The 19,655-nt window shown below is 65.8% G+C and carries 19 protein-coding genes and 1 pseudogene; 13 read left to right on the top strand and 7 right to left on the bottom strand.

What is annotated here, in order from left to right; translation table 11 throughout:
• Positions 1-311 precede the first annotated feature (311 nt).
• Positions 312-1,520 carry an MFS transporter gene (locus DES44_RS19645; protein ID WP_058937021.1) on the top strand — a complete coding sequence of 403 codons (1,209 nt, stop codon included), beginning with the start codon at positions 312-314 and terminating at the stop codon, positions 1,518-1,520.
• A 113-nt stretch (positions 1,521-1,633) separates the two neighbouring features.
• On the opposite strand, the gene DES44_RS19640 is transcribed toward DES44_RS19645, so the two are convergent.
• The 4 genes from DES44_RS19640 to DES44_RS19625 all read right to left on the bottom strand — a co-directional run bounded on the left by DES44_RS19640 (position 1,634) and on the right by DES44_RS19625 (position 5,812).
• A complete protein-coding gene (locus tag DES44_RS19640) occupies positions 1,634-3,874 on the bottom strand; it encodes a xanthine dehydrogenase family protein molybdopterin-binding subunit (protein WP_083525957.1) in 2,241 nt (746 codons plus the stop codon).
• Between the two features lies 1 nt (position 3,875).
• Positions 3,876-4,355, bottom strand: coding sequence for a (2Fe-2S)-binding protein (locus DES44_RS19635; protein WP_058937020.1), 480 nt, complete (start codon positions 4,353-4,355; stop codon positions 3,876-3,878).
• 218 nt (positions 4,356-4,573) lie between these two features.
• Entirely contained in the window at positions 4,574-5,464 is an 891-nt protein-coding gene (locus DES44_RS19630) for a LysR family transcriptional regulator (protein WP_375137552.1), read from the bottom strand.
• 33 nt (positions 5,465-5,497) lie between these two features.
• A complete protein-coding gene (locus DES44_RS19625; RefSeq protein WP_058937018.1) occupies positions 5,498-5,812 on the bottom strand; it encodes a hypothetical protein in 315 nt (104 codons plus the stop codon).
• A 237-nt stretch (positions 5,813-6,049) separates the two neighbouring features.
• On the opposite strand from DES44_RS19625, the gene DES44_RS19620 reads away from it, so the two are divergent.
• From DES44_RS19620 to DES44_RS19590, 7 genes are read left to right on the top strand one after another with little or no spacing between them, the layout of a single operon-like run.
• Positions 6,050-7,942 carry a glycosyltransferase family 39 protein gene (locus DES44_RS19620; RefSeq protein ID WP_232309882.1) on the top strand — a complete coding sequence of 631 codons (1,893 nt, stop codon included), beginning with the start codon at positions 6,050-6,052 and terminating at the stop codon, positions 7,940-7,942.
• A complete protein-coding gene (locus DES44_RS19615) occupies positions 7,939-9,129 on the top strand; it encodes a DegT/DnrJ/EryC1/StrS family aminotransferase (RefSeq protein WP_058937017.1) in 1,191 nt (396 codons plus the stop codon). Before DES44_RS19620 ends, DES44_RS19615 begins: the two co-directional genes overlap by 4 nt.
• Positions 9,108-10,133 (top strand): glycosyltransferase, encoded by a 1,026-nt coding sequence (locus DES44_RS19610; protein WP_058937016.1) that lies wholly within the window; start codon positions 9,108-9,110, stop codon positions 10,131-10,133. The genes DES44_RS19615 and DES44_RS19610 overlap by 22 nt, the downstream gene beginning before the upstream one ends.
• Positions 10,130-11,143 carry a formyltransferase gene (locus tag DES44_RS19605; protein ID WP_083525955.1) on the top strand — a complete coding sequence of 338 codons (1,014 nt, stop codon included), beginning with the start codon at positions 10,130-10,132 and terminating at the stop codon, positions 11,141-11,143. The genes DES44_RS19610 and DES44_RS19605 overlap by 4 nt, the downstream gene beginning before the upstream one ends.
• Positions 11,140-12,195, top strand: coding sequence for a bifunctional UDP-4-keto-pentose/UDP-xylose synthase (locus DES44_RS19600; RefSeq protein ID WP_058937015.1), 1,056 nt, complete (start codon positions 11,140-11,142; stop codon positions 12,193-12,195). The genes DES44_RS19605 and DES44_RS19600 overlap by 4 nt, the downstream gene beginning before the upstream one ends.
• Before the next feature lie 23 nt (positions 12,196-12,218).
• Positions 12,219-13,106 (top strand): polysaccharide deacetylase family protein, encoded by an 888-nt coding sequence (locus DES44_RS19595; protein WP_058937014.1) that lies wholly within the window; start codon positions 12,219-12,221, stop codon positions 13,104-13,106.
• A 35-nt stretch (positions 13,107-13,141) separates the two neighbouring features.
• Positions 13,142-13,639: a DUF3592 domain-containing protein gene (locus DES44_RS19590; protein WP_083525954.1), complete on the top strand. Its 498-nt coding sequence runs from the start codon at positions 13,142-13,144 to the stop codon at positions 13,637-13,639.
• A gap of 20 nt (positions 13,640-13,659) precedes the next feature.
• Here DES44_RS19590 and DES44_RS19585 read toward each other — a convergent pair whose 3' ends face one another.
• Entirely contained in the window at positions 13,660-14,088 is a 429-nt protein-coding gene (locus DES44_RS19585; protein ID WP_058937012.1) for an STY0301 family protein, read from the bottom strand.
• A 46-nt stretch (positions 14,089-14,134) separates the two neighbouring features.
• On the opposite strand from DES44_RS19585, the gene DES44_RS19580 reads away from it, so the two are divergent.
• The 4 genes from DES44_RS19580 (at position 14,135) to DES44_RS19565 (ending at position 16,742) form a co-directional block, all read left to right on the top strand.
• On the top strand, positions 14,135-14,557 hold the full coding sequence (locus DES44_RS19580; protein WP_058937011.1) for a HEAT repeat domain-containing protein: 423 nt from the start codon (positions 14,135-14,137) through the stop codon (positions 14,555-14,557).
• 142 nt (positions 14,558-14,699) lie between these two features.
• Positions 14,700-15,632 carry a hypothetical protein gene (locus DES44_RS24755; protein ID WP_147307149.1) on the top strand — a complete coding sequence of 311 codons (933 nt, stop codon included), beginning with the start codon at positions 14,700-14,702 and terminating at the stop codon, positions 15,630-15,632.
• Positions 15,629-15,868: a hypothetical protein gene (locus tag DES44_RS19570; protein WP_116001794.1), complete on the top strand. Its 240-nt coding sequence runs from the start codon at positions 15,629-15,631 to the stop codon at positions 15,866-15,868. The genes DES44_RS24755 and DES44_RS19570 overlap by 4 nt, the downstream gene beginning before the upstream one ends.
• 103 nt (positions 15,869-15,971) lie before the next feature.
• The gene (locus DES44_RS19565) at positions 15,972-16,742 is read left to right on the top strand and encodes a zinc metallopeptidase (RefSeq protein WP_147307148.1); all 771 of its coding nucleotides are present in this window, start codon (positions 15,972-15,974) and stop codon (positions 16,740-16,742) included.
• A 37-nt stretch (positions 16,743-16,779) separates the two neighbouring features.
• Here the strand turns inward: DES44_RS19565 and DES44_RS24750 are convergent, their stop codons facing one another.
• Positions 16,780-17,901 carry a hypothetical protein gene (locus DES44_RS24750; protein WP_147307147.1) on the bottom strand — a complete coding sequence of 374 codons (1,122 nt, stop codon included), beginning with the start codon at positions 17,899-17,901 and terminating at the stop codon, positions 16,780-16,782.
• Positions 17,902-18,247: 346 nt separating this feature from the next.
• The gene (locus DES44_RS19555) at positions 18,248-18,907 is read right to left on the bottom strand and encodes a glutathione S-transferase family protein (RefSeq protein WP_058937686.1); all 660 of its coding nucleotides are present in this window, start codon (positions 18,905-18,907) and stop codon (positions 18,248-18,250) included.
• A gap of 76 nt (positions 18,908-18,983) precedes the next feature.
• Here DES44_RS19555 and DES44_RS19550 point away from each other — a divergent pair.
• Positions 18,984-19,547 (top strand): annotated as a pseudogene (locus DES44_RS19550) (YdeI/OmpD-associated family protein).
• The last annotated feature ends 108 nt before the right edge of the window (positions 19,548-19,655 follow it).

Raw genomic sequence — 19,655 nt, 5'->3', positions numbered from 1 at the left:
CGGATGGAGGAGAAGAGGAAGGATGCGATGAATCTAGGGCGGACCGCGCCTGAGCACCAGACCGCCAGCGCGCATGCCCTTTTCACTCCTGCTCATGAATCGCTCGCATGCGTGTCCGAGCCCGGTGGTGGCTCGACCGCTTGCGGCGTTGGCGCACTGATGACCGGCGTTCATAGCCCCTTGCGCCCGCTGCCTCTAGGCCGGCACGGCTGTACTCCCTAGAGTGACGCGGACCTGCTCACCCTCCCACCCATTCGCCGGGGCCGGCCTGCCGCGCGAGTCGCGCCTACGGCCGTGCTGCATCGACTGCCGTGACGTCCCCTACGCCTACCACCCCCGCACTCTCGCCCGCTGCCCCCACCACCGACGGCCCCGATGCCTGGGCCGCCGTGGCCGCCATGACGCTCTGCGTGGCCCTGCTCATTGCCGCCGAATTCATGCCGGTGAGCCTGCTCACCCCGATGGCCACCGACCTCCAGGCCACGCAGGGCCAGGCCGGCCAGGCGATTTCGGTGTCAGGCTTTCTCGCGGTGGCCACGAGTCTGCTGGTGGCCACGGTGGCCAGCCGCTTCAACCTGCGCCATGTGCTGGTGGTGCTGGCGGCCACGATGCTGCTGTCGCTGGTGCTGGTGGCCGAAGCGCGCAGCTTCCCGCTGCTGATGGTGGCGCGCGCGCTGCTGGGCATCACCATCGGCGGCTTCTGGTCGCTGGCAACGGCCACCTTGATGCGGCTGGTGGCGGCCTCTCACGTCAGTCGCGCGCTGGGGGTGATGTACATGGGCAATGCGGCGGCCACGGCATTTGCCGCACCGATCGGCAGCTACCTCGGCGGCTGGATCGGCTGGCGCGGCGTTTTCTGGGCCCTGGTGCCACTGGCCATTATCAACGTGGCCTGGCTGTGGATGAGTTTGCCCTCGCTGCCGCCGCGACGGGCCATCCCGCCGTCGCGCGTGCTCGGGCTGCTGGGCCGGCCGCACGTGCGCCGCGCGGTGCTGGCCTGCATGCTGGGCTTTGCCGGGGCGTTTGCGGCCTTCACGTATCTGCGTCCCTTCCTGGAGATGCGGAGCCATGTGTCCGTGGGCGCGCTGTCGCTGCTGCTGCTGGCCTTGGGCGCTGCGGGGTTCGTGGGCACCTCGGCGGCCACGGCTCTGCTGCAGCGCCACCTGTTCCGCCTGCTGTGGACCGTGCCGCTGGCGCTGGGCCTGGTGACGTTGATGCTGGTCTGGGTCGCGCCACAGTGGCTGCTGGTCGCGGGGATGCTCGCTTTGTGGGGCGCGCTGAATGCGGCGGCGCCGGTGGCCTGGTTCAACTGGCTGGCGCGTGAGGTGCCCGACGAACCCGAAGCGGGCGGCAGCCTGATGGTGGCCGCCATCCAGCTGGCCATCATGGCAGGCGCTGGGCTGGGTGGGGCCCTGCTGGATCATGTCTCGATCGACGCGACCTTTGTGGGCGGCGCCGGGCTGCTGCTGCTGGCCGCGATCCTCGCCGCGAGGCCAGCACGCATGCAGTCGGGTCGCTGAGCGAGCGACCCCCTGCGGCCAAGCGCCGCGGCTCAGTGCTGCGGGGCTGAGGGGCTGCGCGGCTGCAGAGCCCGCCCGCGGCGACTCTGGGACGAGTCGCCGCAGCCCACGTATCAAGCGCGCAGCGTCTCCGGATCCAGCGGCAGCTTGCGCACGCGCCGGCCGGTGGCCGCGAACACCGCGTTGACCACCGACGGCGCACTCAGCACCGTGGCGATCTCACCGATGCCGGTGGGTGCCTCGGCGCTGGGCACGATGTGCGTTTCCATCACTGGAACTTCATTCATCCGCATCACGCGGAAGTCATGGAAGTTGGACTGCTCGATGCGGCCGTCCTTGACAGTGATGTTGCCAAAGAGCGCCGCCGACAGGCCAAAGACGTTGCCGCCCTGCACCTGCGCTTCAACGGTGCTTGGTGTCACCACCATGCCGCAGTCCACCACCGTCACAACCCGCAGCACCCGCACGGTGCCGTCCGCCGCCACCGCCACGTCGGTGACCTGGGCTGCATAGGTGCCGAAGGCCTGCGTCAGCGCCAGGCCGCGGCCCTGGCCTGCCGGCGCCGGGGCGCCCCACTGGGCCTTGTCCGCCAGCAACTTCAGCACATGCTGGGCGCGGGGATGTTTGCCCAGCAGCTTCAGTCGCAGTTGCAGCGGGTCCTGGCGGGTCTCGTGCGCCAGCTCATCCAGGAAGCATTCCACCGGAAAGGCATTCTGCATGTGGCCAACGCCTCGCCACCATCCCGTCGTCAAGCCCGCGGGCGGCTCCTGGCGCACGTACTGGATCTGCAGGTTCGCAAAGTCATACGGACCGGCGGCATCGCGGATCGCATCGCCATCGATGTTGTCTTTGAAGAACGCCGGCGCAAAGCGCGCCATGATCGACGAGCCGGTGACCCGGTGCTGCCATACCACCGGATGGCCCTGGGCATCGAGCGTCGCGCTGAGGCGGTTGTAGTGGTAGGGGCGGTAGACGTCATGCTGGAGGTCTTCCTCGCGGCTCCACACCACCTTGACCGGCACGCGTGCGGCCTTGGCGATTCGCACGGCCTGGGGCACCACGTCCGCATCCAGTCGTCGACCAAAGCCGCCGCCCAGATACTGGTTGTGGATCTCGACCTGCTCGGGTTTGAGGCCAGCGGCTTCTGCGGCAGCGGCCTGGGCCCGGGTGGGCACCTGCGTGCCGGTCCAGACCTCGCAGCGGTCCCGGCTCAGGCGGACGGTGCAGTTCATCGGCTCCATCGCGGCATGCGCCATCAGCGGCTGTTGGTAGATCGCCTCCAAGGTTCGTGCACCTTTGGACCGGGCCGCGGCCACGTCACCCTGGGTCCGCGCGGTCGCGCCTTCGCGGTGGGAGGCGGCCTCCAGCTCCGCTTCCATCGTGGCGGTGGAATAGGACGCTGCAGGACCGGTGTCCCACTGGATTTTGGCTGCGGCCAGACCCTTGCGGGCCGCACCGTTGTGGTCGGCCAGCACGGCCACGAGGTCGCCCAGGTTCAGCACCTGGCGCACGCCACGCACCCGGCGGGCCGCAGCCGTATCGACCGACTTGACCTTGCCGCCGAAATACGGACTGGCGGCCACCGCCGCAATCAGCATGCCAGGGATGCGGACGTCGATGCCGAATTGCGCACGACCTTCCACCTTGGCGGGCGCATCCAGGCGCAGCAGCGGCTGGCCGACATAGCGGAAGTCCCTCGGGTCCTTGAGCGTCAATTGATCCAGCGCCGGCACGGGCAGACGCGCTGCCGCGGATGCGAGGTCGCCATAGGACAGGACCCGGCCGGTGTCGGGATGCACGACGCGGCCGTTCTCGGCCCGGCAGGCGCCGGGCGCCACGCCCCATTGCGTCGCCGCGGCCTGGATCAGCAGCGTGCGGGCCGCCGCGCCGGCCTGGCGCATCGGCAGCCACGCGGTCGCCATCGAGGTCGAGCCGCCCGTGACCTGCGCACCCAGCGCCGGGTTGCCATAGCGCTTGTCATCCGCAGGGGCGTGTTGCAGGGTCACGCGGGTGGGATCGACCTCCAGCTCCTCCGCGATGAGTTGCGACAGCGCGGTGTAGGTCCCCTGACCCATCTCCACGCGCGGCATCACCAGTGTGACGGTGTCTCCGGGACCCACTTGCACCATCGCGTTCAGCGCCGTGGCGGCATCATGGCTGGCATCGCGGGTAGCGACACCGCCAGGTTTGGCGGTGGTTGCCGCGGCAGCGGTGCCTGGCAGTTCCACGCTCAGCATCAGCACACCGGCGGCGGCGCTGGCCTTGAGCAGCGTGCGGCGGGTGAGCGCGGCGGGCGGAGTGGCAGCGGACGCCGGGGACGCGGTGTCGCGGTCCAGATCGAAGTGCTTGTTCATGTCAGCCCTCCTTCTTGGCCGAGGTGAGCGTGACCGAGGCCTCGCGCACGGCTTGATGGATGCGGGCATAGGTGCCGCAGCGGCAGAGGTTGCCGGCCATGCCGGCACGGATGTCGTCGTCGCTGGGGGCGGGCGTGGACTTGAGCAGCGAGCAGGCGGACATGATCTGCCCAGGCTGGCAGTAGCCGCATTGCACGACGTCCAGCTTCAGCCAGGCATGGCGCACGGCACGGCCCGTCGGCGTGTCGCCGACACCCTCGATGGTCGTCACCGACTTGCCCGCCACCGATTCCACCGGCGTGATGCAGGAGCGGGTGGCCTGGCCGTCCACATGCACGGTGCAGGCGCCGCACAGGCCCATGCCGCAACCGAATTTGGTGCCGGTCATGCCGAGCACGTCGCGCACGACCCACAGCAGCGGGGTGTCGGCGTCGACGTCCACGGTCCGTTTCTGGCCGTTGATCTGTAAGGTGAAACTCATCTGCACTCTCGGGTCTGACGGGCAGGCCCTGGCGAAGATGCGGCGTGCCCCTGGGATGGATCGAACGGGCGGTGCCGCAAGGCCTCCGCCGCGTGCGAATCTACGAGGGAGTGCTGATGCGATAAAGCGCCTGCCGCCGCATGGGCATATGAGCGGTGCTCATGAATGCGCGCCGCTGGGCCGGGGGCCTGGGGCCGGGCGCCTGGGGCCGGGCGCCGTCAGCCGCGATGCCGCAGCGCGTCCACCACCACCGTCATCGCCCGGGAGGACGCGCGCCGGCTGGGATAGTAGGCATGCAGGCCGGGGAAGGTGGGGCACCAGTCCTCCATCACGCTGACCAGCGCACCGCTGTCCAGATGCGGCTGCACCAGCTCCAGCGGCACAAACGCCAGGCCCGCACCGCTGAGCGCCGCCTGGATCATCTGATAGACGCCATTGAAGATGCTGCGGCCCTCCACCCGGGCCTGCAGGGCGCGCTTGCCTTTCTTGAGTTCCCACGCATAGAGGCCGCCGCTGGAGGTCAGGCGCAGCGTGATGCAGTTGTGGGTGAGCAGATCCTGGGGCGTGCGCGGCACGCCGTGGGCGCGCACATGGTCTGGATGCGCCACGATGCACATCTTCACGTCCGGGCTGATGCGCACGGCCACCATGTCCTTCTCCACCTGGTCGCCGTGACGCACGCCGATGTCGAAGCGGTCGGCCACGATGTCGGACAGGCCGTAATCGACGATCAGCTCGACTTTCAGATCGGGATAGTCGGGCAGGATCTTCGCCAGCCGGGGCCAGATGTAGTGGTCGATGGCGAAGTCGATGGCGGTGATGCGGATGGTGCCGGCGGGTTTGTCCCGCAGCTCGCCGACGGCGTGGAACTCCGCTTCGATTTCCTCGAAGCGCGGCGTGATGGTGCGCAGCAGCCGCTCGCCCGCCTCCGTGGGGGCCACGCTGCGGGTGGTGCGGGTGAGCAGGCGCACGCCCATGCGGGTCTCGAGCGCCTTCATCGAATGGCTCAGAGCCGACTGGGAGATGCCCAGCTTGGCGGCGGCCCGGGTGAAGCTGCGCTCGCGGGCCACGGCGATGAGGTAGAGCAGGTCTTGAAGGTTCTCTCGCATGATCGGGGGGCGCTTGGCGGGGGGCCGGGGCGCTCAGTCCTCGGGGTCTGCAAAGGCGGCCATGAAGGCCTGCGCGAATTCAGGAGAGGCGCTGAACGTCAAGGTGACGGTGATCCATCCGTCCGCTTCGCGCTGCACGAGCAGTTCGTCGTCCCAGGCGTAACCTTCTTCCACCGGACCCTGGCGACCGCCGAACTCGCGCCGGGCCCAGGCCAGCAGCGCATCAACCTCTTCCATCACCTCCGCATGCTGTGCCTCCCGGGTGGAGGCCATGGCTTCCACGGTGAGGACGTCGTCCGAGCTGTCGGTCAGGTCGAGGGTGAGGAAGCGCAGGGGGGATGAGGACACGATGAAACCTTGATCGCGCCGGACGGATGCCGCATGACGACCGTCAAGCGCCTGCCTTGCGCTGCGCGAGTGTATCGCGGTGAATGCTGACGAGCGTCAAGGTATGCGGCGGTTCAGGGGCTGACGTGCTGGGTCAGGGAACTTCCCGCAGGGTCACGCCTCACTCATCGCCGGTTGACCGCAGGGGGATGTTTCTCTGCGCCATGTCATCTGCGCTTCCCGATGGGTGCTCTGCCATTGACTGATCCCGCCCGCATCACCGCCGCCCCTGCCGGTTTGCCTCGCGTTCTGACGCCAGGCGAGGCGCCGCGCCGTCGGTTTGGCGCTTTCGGCACTTTCGGCACTTTCGGCGCGCTCGGGGTGTCCGGATGGGCGCTCTGTCTGCTGGCCGTCGCAGTGGTGCTGTGGTTCGCCACCCTTGATGCCCGTCATCTGCTGCCCAGCGATGAAGGCCGCTATGCCGAGATCGCGCGCGAGATGTTCCTGTCGGGGGACTGGATCACCCCTCGCTACAACGGGGTTCTCTATTTCGAGAAGCCGCCGCTGCACCTGTGGATGACTGCGCTCTCATACACGCTGTTCGGCCTGGGGGAGTGGCAGACCCGTCTGTGGGGCGCCTGCTGTGGACTGCTGGGCCTGGGCGCGATGGTGATGGCAGCCTGGCGCTGGTGGGGACCGCGTGTGGCGGCGGGTACGGCCCTGGTCATGGCCACGACGCCAAGCTGGTACCTGGGCGGCCACTTCAATTCACTGGATATCAGCGTGTCCGCCGCGCTGACGGTCACCCTGGCCGCCACGCTCATGGCCCAGCATCCGGACACGGTCTCGCACATCGCGCGCCGCCGGCGGTGGATGTTGCTGGCCTGGGCGGGCATGGGTGCTGCCGTGTTGGCCAAGGGCTTGATCGGGATCGCCTTGCCGGGCCTGGTGCTGATTGTGCACAGCCTGCTCACCCGCGATGGGCGGCTCTGGGGGCGGCTGCATCTGCTTCCCGGGCTGGCCGTCTTCCTGGTGATCGTCGTTCCTTGGTTCTGGGCCATTGGAAGCCGCCATCCGTCCTTCCCTTCGTTCTTCTTTCTGCACGAGCATCTGCAACGCTACACCTCCGCCGTGCATCGGCGGGAGGCGCCGCCGTGGTACTTCGTTCCGCAGTTCGTGGTCGGATTTCTCCCGTGGCTGGCGCTCTTGCCGGGCATGTGGCGGGCAGCACGCGACGAGCGCCGGGCCGCGCACGGTCCGGTGAGCTTCCAACCCGCGCGGCTGCTGTTGACCTGGGGGGTAGTGATCATCCTTTTCTTCAGCGCTTCTTCGTCCAAACTGCCGGGCTACATCCTGCCGGTGATGCCTGCGGCGGCCTTGCTGGGAGGGCTGGCCCTGGAGCGGTTGCCGAGGCGCGTGTGGGCGCGCTGGCTGTGGGGAATGCTGGCGCTCTTCAGTCTGGCGGCCGCGTTGTCGCCCTGGACCGGTCGGCTGGGAAAGGGTCCCGATGCGCAGGCCAGCTTTGCCACGTTCGGACACTGGGTGCTGGCAGCCAGCCTCCTCATTGCGCTGGGGGCGGCCGTGGCGCTGTGGCTGAACCGCGTCGGACGTCAAGGACCGTCGCGCATCGCCTATGCGGCCGGCCTCTACCTGGGCTTGACGGTGGCCCTGCTCGGCCACGAGACGTTTGGGCGTCCGGCATCCGGCATTGATCTGGTTCCGTCCATCCAGCGGGTGCTGACGCCCGATATGCCGCTCTACGGCGTCAAGCGGCTGGACCACACCCTGCCGTTTTATCTTCAGCATCCGCTGACCCTGGTCGCCGAACCCGATGAGCTGGCCTTTGGGCTGGGTCTGGAGCCGCAGCGCTGGGTGCCGACGCTGCAAGCCTTCGAGACCCGATGGCGGCAAGGCCCGGCGGCATTGGCCCTGATGTCGCGCCAGACCCATGAGCAGCTCCGGGCGGCGGAGTGGCCGATGTGGACGGTCGCTGCGGATGCCCGCCGTGTGGTGGTGGCCAACGTTCCCCCGGTGGACCTCCAACGGCGCGCTGATCCGACTCCGACTCCGACCCTGACGCCGACTCCGACCCTGACGCCGACTCCGAGCACGGCGCCGGACTCCTCGCCCGCGACGCCGCTGCATCCATGACCCTCCCCTTTCTGCCCTTCACCCGCCCCGAGATCGACGAGTCGGCCATTGCCGCTGTCGCCGATGTGCTGCGGTCGGGCTGGATCACCACCGGCCCGCGCGCCCAGGCCTTCGAGGCGGCCCTGTCCTCGCTGTTTGGCGGCCGCCCGGTGCGCTGCTTCTCCAATGGAACGGCCACGCTGGAAGTGGCGCTTCGCATCGCCGGTATCGGCCCCGGCGACGAGGTCATCACCACCCCGCTGACCTGGGTGGCTACGGCCAATGTGATCGTGGCGGTCGGCGCCACGCCGGTCTTCGTGGACGTGGACCCAGTGACCCGCAATCTGGATCTGGACGCCGTCGAGGCGGCGATCACCCCGCGTACCCGGGCGTTGATGCCGGTCCACCTCGCCGGCCTGCCGGTGGACATGGACCGACTGGCCGCCATCGCCCGTCGGCATTCGCTGCGCGTGATCGAGGATGCCGCGCAGGCCATCGACGCGCGCTGGGTCAGCCCGGGCAGCGTGGGCCGCGTGCGCGGTGTGGAGGAGGGCCAGCGCATCGGCGCCATCGGCGATCTGGTGAGTTTCAGCTTCCAGGCCAACAAGAATCTGACTTGCGCGGAGGGCGGCTGCCTGGTGTTCAACACCGAGGAGGAAGCGGCCCGAGCGGAACGCCTGCGTCTACAGGGCATCGTGCGCAGCGGATGGGACGGCCTGGAGATGGACGAGCCCGGCGGCAAGTCCAACCTCAGCGATGTGCATGCGGCCATCGGCCTGGCCCAGTTGGACAGACTGCCTGAGATCACGGCCCGCCGGGCGCAGTGGGCCGCCCAGTACCTGGAGCGGCTGAACGCCAGCGGCCTGCAGGACCTGGGTGTGGAATTGCCGACCCCGCTCGCCAGCGTGGGCGGCATCACCAACTGGCACCTGTTCCAGGTGGTGCTGCCGGCAGAACGATTGTCCGGGGGTCGGGCCGCGGTGATGCGTCACCTCAAGGAGGCGGGCATCGGCACCGGCGTGCACTACCCGGCCGTCCATTTGCTGAATTTCTACCGCCGCCAGGGCTGGCGACCGGGGCAGCTGCCGATCGCGGAACGCATCGGTCGCGGCACCCTCACCTTGCCGCTGTTTCCCGCGATGTCCGAAGCGGACGTCGAACGTGTCTGCCAACAACTCGACCACGCATGCCGTCTTCTGCTCTCGTGACGCCGCCGGACGCCTGGGAGGTTGCGCGGCCCGCACTGTCGGTGCTGATCCCGGTCTACAACGAGGAGGGCGTGCTGGATGCGCTCTTTGCCCGCCTCTATCCCGCGCTGGATGCATTGGGCGAGGCCTACGAAGTCATCTTCATCAATGACGGGAGTCGGGACCGTTCCGTGGCCCTGCTGCGCGAGCAGTTCCGGCGACGGCCGGACGTGACCCGCGTCGTGCTGTTCAATGGCAACTTCGGCCAGCACATGGCCCTGATGGCGGGATTCAAGCATGCCCGCGGCGACATCACCGTCACGCTGGACGCCGACCTGCAGAATCCCCCGGAGGAGATTCCGCGCCTGATCGCCGCCATCCGTCAGGGGCATGACTATGTGGGCACCGTGCGGCAGCAGCGACATGACAGCGCGTTTCGCCGCGTGGCCTCCCGGCTGATGAACCGTCTGCGCGAGCGCATCACCCGCATCGAAATGACCGACCAGGGCTGCATGCTGCGCGCCTACGACCGGGCGCTGGTCGACACGCTGAATGCCTGCCAGGAGGTCAACACCTTCGTGCCGGCACTCGCCTACACCTTCGCGGCGGCCCCCACCGAGATCGAGGTCCGCCACGAGGAGCGTCATGCGGGTGAATCCAAGTATTCGCTCTACAAGCTCATCCGCCTCAACTTCGACCTGGTCACCGGGTTCTCCATCGTGCCCTTGCAGTGGTTCTCGCTGTTGGGAACCGTCCTGTCGGTAGGGGCGGGCTCGCTCTTCGTGCTGTTGGCGGTGCGACGATTCCTGTTCGGCGCCGAGATGGAGGGCGTGTTCACACTGTTTGCCTTGCAATTCTTCCTGACGGGCATCGTGCTCTTCGGCATCGGCCTGATGGGCGAGTATGTGGGCCGCATCCAGCAGGAAGTGCGGCGGCGGCCTCGTTACCGCGTCAGCGCGGTGCTGCAGGCGCATCCGGTGGTGACTGCCGAGACAGGCCAGACCTCCGCGGAGCCGCTGTCATGAGAGCCGTGGTGTTTGCCTACAGCAATGTCGGCGACCGGTGCCTGCGGGTGTTGCAGGCCGGTGGTGTGGAGATCACCCTGGTGGTGACCCACCGCGACTCACCCGGGGAGACGCTCTGGTTCAGCCGCGTGGCCGATACCGCCGACGAGCTGGGCCTTGATTGGATCTACGGGGATGATCCACGCGCCCCATCCCTGCTCGACGCAGTGGCCGCAGCCAGGCCGGATGTGATCTTTTCGTTCTATTACCGGGCGATGCTGCCGGCCTCTCTGCTCGCGCTGGCGCCGCAAGGCGCCTTCAACATGCATGGATCGATGCTGCCGCAGTTCCGCGGCCGCGCACCGACCAACTGGGCCGTGCTCAAAGGGGCCTGCGAAACCGGCGCCACGCTCCACTGGATGGTGGACAAGCCCGATGCCGGAGACATCATTGACCAGCAGGCCGTCCCCATCCTGCCCCATGACGACGCCCGACAGGTCTTTGACAAGGTCTGCGTGGCCGCGGAAATCACCCTCTGGCGCGTGCTGCCAGCCCTCATCGCCGGCCAGCCACCACGGCGCCCCAACCCCGTGGCGCAAGGCAGCTACTACGGGGGTCGCAGGCCGGAGGACGGCCGCATCCACTGGGAGGCGGCAGCGAACGAGATTGAACGGCTGATTCGCGCGGTGGCGCCGCCGTATCCCGGGGCCTTCATCGAGCGGGACGGACGCCGGCTGGTCATCGCCCGGGCCCGGCACTGGAACGGCGCCCTGGCGCCGCCTGGCGCAGCGCCTGGCCTGTGCCTGATCCAGGACACGCCTGCTGCCATTTGCGGCGACGGCCAGGTCCTGCGCATTCTGGAGATCCAGGAACACGGCACACCACTGGCGCCAGACGCGATGCGGGCGGTCTGTTCACCGCAGATTCCCATGAGCGCCTCGCCCGAAGCGACCGCGTCGATCCCATTGACCCCATCGACCCCTTCATACCCACCCGACCCCCTGGACCCTCCGACCCAAGCCACCCCATGAAGCCTCCCAAGAAAGTCCTCATCCTCGGCGTCAACGGCTTCATCGGCCACCATCTCACCCGCCGCATTCTCGACACCACCCCCTGGGAGGTCTACGGCATGGACATGTCCTCCAGCCGCCTGGGCGACATGAAGCAGCATCCCCGCATGCACTTCTTCGAGGGGGACATCACCATCAACCGCGAGTGGATCGAATACCACGTGCGTAAATGCGATGTGATCCTGCCCCTGGTGGCGATCGCGACGCCGGCCACCTATGTGCGGGAACCGCTGCGGGTGTTCGAGCTGGATTTCGAGGCCAATCTGCCCATCGTCCGCTCGGCGGTGAAGTACCGCAAACACCTGGTGTTTCCCTCCACCTCCGAGGTGTATGGCATGTGCACCGACGCCGAATTCGACCCGGAGCATTCCGAGCTGGTCTACGGCCCCATCAACAAGCCGCGCTGGATCTATGCGTGCAGCAAGCAGCTGATGGACCGCGTGATCCACGCCTATGGCCAGGAGCAGGGACTGAACTACAGCCTGTTCCGTCCGTTCAACTGGATCGGCGCGGGGCTGGACTCGATCTTCGAGACCAAGGAAGGCAGTTCAAGAGTTGTGACGCAGTTTCTCGGCCAGATCGTGCGGGGCGAGCCGATTCAGCTGGTGGACGGCGGACTTCAGAAGCGGGCCTTTGCCGACATCTCCGACGGTGTGGATGCGCTGGTGCGCATCATTGCCAATGAAGGCGGCGCGGCCAGCGGGCGCATCTTCAATGTGGGCCATCCGGACAATGTGCTGTCGGTGAGGGAATTGGCAGAGCGCATGCTGTCCATTGCCAGCGAATTCCCCGAATATGCAGATGTCGCGCGCCGGGTGCGGTTGCAGGAGACCACGTCCTCCCAGTTCTACGGGAACGGCTATCAGGACGTCCAGGCGCGCCAGCCCGACATCCGTGTGACGCGGGAAGTGCTGGGCTGGGAGCCAAAGGTGTGCGTGGACGTTTCGCTGCGTCGCATCTTCGAGTCGTACCGGGGCCTTGTCGAGCAGGCGCGTGGCCTGGTTGAGGCTTGAGGCGTCCAGCAGGTGCATCAGGCATGGCACACATTGCGCTGAAGGTGGATGTCGACACGCTGCGCGGGACGCTGGAGGGCGTTCCCCGGCTGCTGGACATCCTGGATCGGCATGGCCTGGCTGCGACCTTTCTGTTCAGCGTCGGGCCCGATCACACCGGCTGGGCGCTCAAGCGGGTCCTGCGGCCGGGCTTTCTCCGCAAGGTGTCTCGCACCTCGGTGTTGAAGCACTACGGCCTGCGGACCTTGCTCTACGGGGTGCTGCTGCCGGCCCCCGACATCGGCCGGCGAGCCGGTCCGCTCATGCGTGCGTGTGCCGCAGCGGGCCATGAATGCGGGCTGCACGCCTGGGACCATGTGCCCTGGCAGGACCAGGTGCGGCATCGGGATGCAGCCTGGACGCTGCAGCAGATGGAGCTGGGTTACGCCCGCTTTGGCGACATCTTTGGATGCCCTCCTGCCACTCACGGCGCTGCGGGGTGGCAGATCAATGAAGCGGCCTGGCAGCAGATCGATGAGTGGGGCCTGGCGTATGCGTCCGACGGCAGGGGCCGCAGTCCGTTTCATCCGCTCGTGAGCGGGCGGCCGCTGCGACACGTGCAGATGCCGACTTCCTTGCCGACCTTGGACGAGTTGATCGGTCTGGACGGCGTGGACGAACAGCAGATGGACCGTGCGCTTTTGTCGCTCACCGAATCGAGCCAGGACCAGGTGTTCACGCTGCATGCGGAACTGGAAGGCGGTGCGTTCGCGCCTGTGTTGGATCGCTTGCTCAGCGGCTGGAAGGCCCAGGGACATCAACTGGGCACGATGGGCGACCAGTTTCGCGCGATGTCCGGACGCAGGGTCAGGGCGCAGCCGTTGCGCTGGGGGCCTGTGCATGGCCGCAGCGGGGAGGTGGTCTTGGGCTGAGCAGGGGCTGCTACAGTGAGCCTGGGCTGTCCGTGATGACGGATCTCATGGTGCTGTGGGCGCCGTGGCCGCTGAACGCGGGCCCCTTGCAAAAGGTCTCACCGTTGAATCGCCACGTCCTTGCCATTGCTCTTGGAATCGCCTTGTGCCTGACCGTGGGTGCGAGCCTTGTGCCGCTCTTCGTGAAGCCTGCCACCACGCCCTGCGCCTACTTCAGCACGCCGGTGCGCTTCATCCGGATCGACAGTGTTCCGGTGGAGAGCCGTCGAAAGACCTACCGATTCCCGGTGGTGGAGTACAGCTACACGGTCTCCGGCAAGCAATACACCAGCAAACGGATGTTCTGCCGTGACAGCAACACCGTCAGCGTGGATTGGTCAAAGGTGGAGCGATTCTTCGACGATGCCCGGGGTGGGACTGTGGTTGTGGCCTGGGTCCGGCCGTCTTCGCCTGAATCGGCCTGCATTTCTCCGGATATCGAGTTCTCGTATTCGGTGATGTCCAACACGTCGACGCAGTGTCGGGCGAATTGATCACGCGTGGGAGAAGGACCCTAGCCCTTGCAGCTCAGCGTGGCACGCAGCACGCGCGGCGAACCGCCGCGGGTCATCAGTGCTTCGCACTGCGAGGGCGTCCCTTCGGTCTTCATCACGATACGCGCCACCTGGCTTCCATAGTTGCAGGCCAGCCAGACGCCCTGGGCGGAGGGGGACTCGATGCGCCAGACGATTGTCGAGTCGTTCTTTCCAGTATTGGCCGGCATCAGCTCGGCGCCCCGCGCCGGGGGGCCATCAAAGACGCTGACGCTGGACAGCCATTGCGGCCCCGATGTCACCAGCGCCTCAGCGGAGGCGGGGAGATCGGCGGCAGCCACCGTCCCACTGTCCAGGCGGACACGTTCCGGACAGATGAGACGCGAGTCCTGGGCACTGGCAGATAAACTGGCGAGCACCAGACCTGCGAAGACGATGAATTGACGCATGCATTACTCTACAACGGCCCTTCGTGCCACACGTTAGGCTTCATGCATGGGACCCTTTGCAGCGGGCTGGACTGAGGCCGACGTCGAGGCCGTTATCGCTCGCGGAGACCCGAGCGAGCTGCTTTACGTTCCTATCGTGGTCGGCATGAATGCTGCTGACTGCGAGCAAGCGTGGGCAGAGGGCGTTTGTTTCAGCTTGGCCGGACATCAGGACTTCAACGTCCGTGGCAATGCGATCCTGGGGCTGGGTCACATTGCGCGGACCTGTCGAACGTTGAACCTCGAGCGCGCCGTTCCGCTCATCGCCAAGGCCCTTGCCGATCCACACGACTACGTTCGTGGCCAGGCCGACAGCGCAGCTTGCGACCTTCAGCTTTATCTTGGGGTCGCAGTCCCTGGCTACGACACGAGCCATGCTGAGGAGCTGGTCAATGCCATTGAAGCCAGCAGGTCAGCCAATGACGCCTGACTCGCGCGTGGGGTAGCAGCACATGCCAAGATTGCACCCGGTGTCGCCTGGTGGCGCCGATCGCGCTTGCTCCCGTGCATGCCGAGGACAACACGCCGATGTTGTGCCCATGGCGATGCAGAAATGAGTGGGCCCGTCCTTCATGAAACCCGTTCACTTCAGCATCTTCTTGGCGGCAACCATTCTTATCGGACTGTCTGCCCACCAATTGCTGGCAACACAGCCTGAAGTCGTGGCGCACGCTGCGGCGCCGGTAACCTCAAAGCTTCCGTTCCCGGCCGGACCCATGCCAGCCAGCGCGCCGATTCGCCGGGCGGAGCGACCTGTGCCCGATGAGCCACTGCCCACGTCGTTCAACTCAGCGAAAGACCTTTGGAAATTTGCCCAAGGCGCTTTGCAGAGCAACTCTGAAGCGCAGGTCCACGAGGGCTACATGGCCGCAAAGGAATGCTTTGGACTGTCTGCGATTTGGTCAGAGTACTCAAACTTCGCAAGTGGGTCGCCGAGCCCTCGAGTTTCAGGTGTTTTGACGCCAGAGCGGCAGGTTGCAATTCAGGCTCTCGCCGAGAAATGCGGCGGTTTCTTGTTGGCAGGCAAAGCGAAAACGCTGGAGCTTGTCAGGGCGCTAGACCATCGCCAAAAGCAGTTGGGTGGAAGTTTGAGCGCTGCCGAGAAGAGCATCGACATCCCAGCTTCTGCGCCAGCCGCTGTGACCCGACTTCTCCTCTCCGGCAGTCCTTCTGCTGTGGAAGCCGGGCTTGCTGGTTTGCCTGAAATCTGGGCGCAAGCCCACAAGATTGCGCCTTCCGACCCAAGGGTTGAGCAGATGAGCATGGCGTCCCTGCTCGCAGCCTGTAATCTTGGAAAGGACTGCGGCGCTGGTTCCTATAGCGCTCAGCTGCTGTGCGCCATGCAAGGGGACTGTTCGGGGGGGCTTTGGCATCACTGGTCGGACTCTATGGCGCCCGACCAGATTCAAGGGATCAACCAGCTTCGGGAAGCGATTGAATCTGCGGTGAAGGCAGGTGACCTTTCGCAGATCGGGATCGTTGCGCCGAGGGGCACTGGGTCATGACGCTGTTGAAGAGAAGTTTCGCACTCGTTGTCGCTTTGGTGGCGATGATCGTGCTTGCTCCAGCCCATGCTGTGGACGGCACCGCGCCGTCTCAGAAGGACCCAAACGCAGCAGCCGCGCTCAACGCGCAGGGGGATGCCGCCTACCGGGCGGGGAGTTTTGACAATACGCTGGCCTTCCGAAGACTGCATGCGTCGATTTACGATCGGTCGATTCATGCCTTGGGAAACCGCTAAGCCCCTGAGAGTCAATGCTCTGCGCGGTGGTTAGTGGCTTTCTCCGAATGGCGGCGAATGGCAGGTCATCTCCTCTACTTCCACGAAGTCAACCAGTGCTGCCATGAATGAGCATCCCAATGAAGCGGACCTGCCTCGGTTCTGGCACATGCATGGCTCGGCCAGACTGGACGACTACATGCTGCGCCTGTCGAGCGCAAAGCCGCCTCGCTTTCGGATCCGCAACAAGGACGAAGTGCTGGATGCCTTCGCGGCGGGGCCAGCCTTCGTTGGGCAGGGCCCAATCGAGATTCGCGCGCTATCTGGATGTCCGATTCCAGCCTTCGAGGTGACGGCTGAGGACTACCACCCCAGCATTGTCCTGATGGGCCCCGACTTCTATTCGCGGGCGTTGCGCGATGCATTGGATCTGCCGCCCGATCAGATCCAGTACCTCCCGGTGGACACGACTCGGTGCGTCAGACCGTTTCGAGCGCAAGACTATCGGTTGGCGCATGTGCTGGCCGTTGGAGACGTACTGGACCTTAGTGCGTCCGGTTATGAATTCGGCAGCGGACCCGGTTGGGACGGTCATCCGATAGACACCTGGCGGCCGCGCCAACTGCCGCCAACGCCGCTCGAACCCATCCGCTATGCACCGATGACGTTCACCTTTCGCGAAGACGCGACCGCGCCGTCCGCACTCTTTATCTCGCGCTGGTCAGGCCACCTGATGGTCACCGACGAATTGGCGCAGAAGGTTCTCGATGCGGGGCTGGACGATGTGCAGTTCCAGGACATCACCCATCATGACCCACGCGGGAAAACCGTGCGCCTGAAGACGCGGGACGGCGCAGAGGTGGTCGACTACGTGAGTTACAGCAGAAGCCATTAGGCTGGCCAGTCGCCGGCCGCCGCTGTCAAAGGTCTGCTCACAGATAGCGCTTCTTGAGATCCATCATCAGGAGCCTGTTGGTGCCACCTTCGGGCATGCCCCCGCTTTCGATGATTTTGTCCTTGAGCTCGGCGATCCGATCGATCTTGATGTCGGGATTCGGCTCGTCGCGGATGGCCTGCACTGCAGCCGGATGGTTCTTCACTGCAACGGAAATGAGATCGTGGAGTTCGGGAGACACTGTCTTGGCGGGTGCTGGCTTGCTCGAAGCGCCGGGCTGCATGGCGAGAAGTTCTGGCGCCATCGAGGGGCCAATGGTCGCGATGGGGACCAGAGCCACCTTGGAGATGGCGCCGGGATTGACTTTGCGGTCGCCCGTCATGCTGTTGACAAAGTCCCCATCGTGGGCACTTGCAGCGTTACTCGCCGCATCCCATGACTTTCCTGCTCCGATCTTTCCCTCCTTGAACCCAGCCCCTTGCGGTGCCACCACGGCGTACATGACATTGGTCTTGTCAGGCTTGACGTAGTCGTCGACGGGACGATTGGAGGTGTAGAGGCCGGGCCCGTGGATGTTCATCCCGGCAACGCCGCCTGCCAGGCCGTGATTCGCATCGGCAGAAAAGCCTTGATTGCGGATCGCGTCGGCGTTCTCCTGGGTGGTGACGTGATATCCAAACACCTGGACGGGCCCGTGCTGGTCCTGCAACGCTTGCTTGATCTTCGATTCGATCTCGCTGGTCTGCGCTTTGGTGGGCACCTGCGAGTGCAGCGTAAGACCCGGAACGTCGATCACTTTCCCGCCGAGGGGGCGGGCTGCGGCGGCAGGCGATGACAGGGCGCTGATCTGTGATGCCTGTGCGGGCGTGGCTGAAGCCAGCTGCTCCGGGCGATTTGGCAGAACGGCGTTGCGCCTGACCTTCTTCGCGGATGGATCAATCGTGCTGTCCTCTTCACCCGGGCGCTTGGCGGCGGTCGAGTCTGTGGACAGGGGCAGGGAGGGTGGGCGACTGCTGGCCGCGGTCAGGCCCGACAGTTCAAACGAGCCAGGTGGCCGTGCGGCGGCACCTTGTCCCGGTGAGGTGCGCTGGAGCGGACTCGATGGCTGAACCCCGCCAGTCTGGTGTTTCGTCGTCGGCGCGTCGCTGTAAAGCTTCATTGAAGGGCCTCGGGGGAAGTGTTTCCCGCGATGGTGTGGGCCTTTCGAAGCGCTCGATCGTACGCACGCGAATCTGGCGACGAGGAGGCGAAACAGGCCTTGAATCGCAGGCCCAGTTCTGCTGCGCGGAACGTCTTTCGACAATACGCGTGCCACCCCAAAAGTTCGAAACTGAATGGTTCTGACGTTCACTGCCGTGTTGTCTGACTCAGGCAACCCGTCGAAGTCACTGGATCAGGTCTACTGCGTCCACTGCCACCGGTGGACTGAGCCAATCGTCGCCTGTTGAGCCGCTGGCCAGGTTCAAAGTCAGCGTGTTTACACCTGCTCTCGCGGGCGTCTGAACTCAATCGCGATCTGGCGCGCCCAGAGGAAACAATGGCCGGTAGGGCCTTGCCTCGCGCACCGCGCGGGCGAACGATGGGCGATCGAGCAAACGAGCTCGATAGGCGTGAACATTAGGCAGTGAGAGCGAAATCGGGTGAGTCCAATCAGCGTAGAAGAGTGCGGGGCCGGCAGCGCAGTCGGCAAGGGAGAAGGTTGTGCCGGCGGCCCACTGCTTGTCTGCGAGGTGTGCTTCGAGCCACGCGTAGGCGCGCTCGAGAAGTTCTTGCGCCCGGGCGCGGAAGTACTCGCGCTGGCCCGCATCCCCGCTTAGGGCGCCACTCACCGCGCCTTGAACAGGCGACATCACATGCAAGTCGAAGAACCGGTCGAGAAAGCGCACCTCAAGGGCGGCCATGGGGTCCGATGGGAGCAGGCTGATGGGCCCGGGATGAGCGAGTTGCAGGTATTCGATGATGATGCTCGTTTCCCCAATCGCGCGATCGCCGTCCACCAGCAACGGGAACTTCGCCATCGGCCAGCGGCGCAGCCACTCCTGCGCATGGTGCGGATGCTCTGCGTCGATGCATCGGAACTCGAAGGGGACCTCGTTCTCGTACAGCGCGATCAGCGCCTTCTGTGTGTACGAAGAAAATGGATGGCCGTAGAGAGTGAGCGACATGGACATTACCTTTGATAGGTTGCATAGTGCAGCTGGTTGACTCTATCGGAAGCCATTTGGCTTCGTCATCGGCAGAATGAACCGTATCACCGGCACGCTTCGATGCCCCTCCGCGCGCATCTTTGAACTGTGGTTACGTCAGAATCACGACGTCTCGCAAGGGGTGTGGTTGGAGATTGCCAAACCGGGTGCGCCCGAACCGACCGTGGGCTATGAAGAGGCGCTGGAAGCCGCGCTCTGCTACGGGTGGATTGACGGCCAGAAGAAGGCCGGCGAGACGTCGTTCTACTGGCTGCAGCGATTCACCCCGCGTCGATCGCGCAGCATGTGGTCAAAGGCGAATCGCGCCAGGGCGGAGGCGCTGATCGGCGCAGGCCGCATGGAAGCGAGCGGCTAGGCTGAGGTCGACCGGGCCAAGCGAGACGGGCGATGGGATGCGGCGTACGACGGCCCGCGAACTGCTGCTGTACCACCAGACTTGGAAGCGGCGCTCCATGCGCAACCCAAGGCGAAAGAGTTCTTCGCGACATTGAATGCTGCGAATCGCTACGCGGTGTTATGGCGGATCCAGACGGCGAAGAAGCCGCAGACGCGCGCGACGCGCATCGCGACGCTTGTGGCAATGCTTGCGCGGAGCTGAAGCAGCAGATCGTCCTGACCCGCCCCGGCATTGAATTAACCCCGAGATGTTCATCTCGAACTCGGCCGGCGCGGTTCGCTCAGCGGCGCGGGCAGCACGCCCCAGTCG

Origin of the sequence: Roseateles depolymerans, from assembly GCF_003387155.1 — a bacterium.
GTDB classification, from domain to species: Bacteria; Pseudomonadota; Gammaproteobacteria; order Burkholderiales; family Burkholderiaceae_C; genus Roseateles; species Roseateles depolymerans.
The sequence above is the reverse complement of the archived record's forward strand: the minus strand, read 5'-3'. Positions and strand labels throughout refer to the sequence as shown.

Bases quoted from the DNA above. Each gene is read 5' to 3' on its own strand.
- DES44_RS19640 (WP_083525957.1), bottom strand. From the start codon at position 3,874: ATGAACAAGCACTTCGATCTGGACCGCGACACCGCGTCCCCGGCGTCC.
- DES44_RS19635 (WP_058937020.1), bottom strand. From the start codon at position 4,355: ATGAGTTTCACCTTACAGATCAACGGCCAGAAACGGACCGTGGACGTC.
- DES44_RS19630 (WP_375137552.1), bottom strand. From the start codon at position 5,464: ATGCGAGAGAACCTTCAAGACCTGCTCTACCTCATCGCCGTGGCCCGC.
- DES44_RS19615 (WP_058937017.1), top strand. From the start codon at position 7,939: ATGACCCTCCCCTTTCTGCCCTTCACCCGCCCCGAGATCGACGAGTCG.
- DES44_RS19610 (WP_058937016.1), top strand. From the start codon at position 9,108: ATGCCGTCTTCTGCTCTCGTGACGCCGCCGGACGCCTGGGAGGTTGCG.
- DES44_RS19605 (WP_083525955.1), top strand. From the start codon at position 10,130: ATGAGAGCCGTGGTGTTTGCCTACAGCAATGTCGGCGACCGGTGCCTG.
- DES44_RS19600 (WP_058937015.1), top strand. From the start codon at position 11,140: ATGAAGCCTCCCAAGAAAGTCCTCATCCTCGGCGTCAACGGCTTCATC.
- DES44_RS19595 (WP_058937014.1), top strand. From the start codon at position 12,219: ATGGCACACATTGCGCTGAAGGTGGATGTCGACACGCTGCGCGGGACG.
- DES44_RS19590 (WP_083525954.1), top strand. From the start codon at position 13,142: ATGACGGATCTCATGGTGCTGTGGGCGCCGTGGCCGCTGAACGCGGGC.
- DES44_RS19585 (WP_058937012.1), bottom strand. From the start codon at position 14,088: ATGCGTCAATTCATCGTCTTCGCAGGTCTGGTGCTCGCCAGTTTATCT.
- DES44_RS19580 (WP_058937011.1), top strand. From the start codon at position 14,135: ATGGGACCCTTTGCAGCGGGCTGGACTGAGGCCGACGTCGAGGCCGTT.
- DES44_RS24755 (WP_147307149.1), top strand. From the start codon at position 14,700: ATGAAACCCGTTCACTTCAGCATCTTCTTGGCGGCAACCATTCTTATC.
- DES44_RS19570 (WP_116001794.1), top strand. From the start codon at position 15,629: ATGACGCTGTTGAAGAGAAGTTTCGCACTCGTTGTCGCTTTGGTGGCG.
- DES44_RS19565 (WP_147307148.1), top strand. From the start codon at position 15,972: ATGAATGAGCATCCCAATGAAGCGGACCTGCCTCGGTTCTGGCACATG.
- DES44_RS24750 (WP_147307147.1), bottom strand. From the start codon at position 17,901: ATGAAGCTTTACAGCGACGCGCCGACGACGAAACACCAGACTGGCGGG.
- DES44_RS19555 (WP_058937686.1), bottom strand. From the start codon at position 18,907: ATGTCGCTCACTCTCTACGGCCATCCATTTTCTTCGTACACACAGAAG.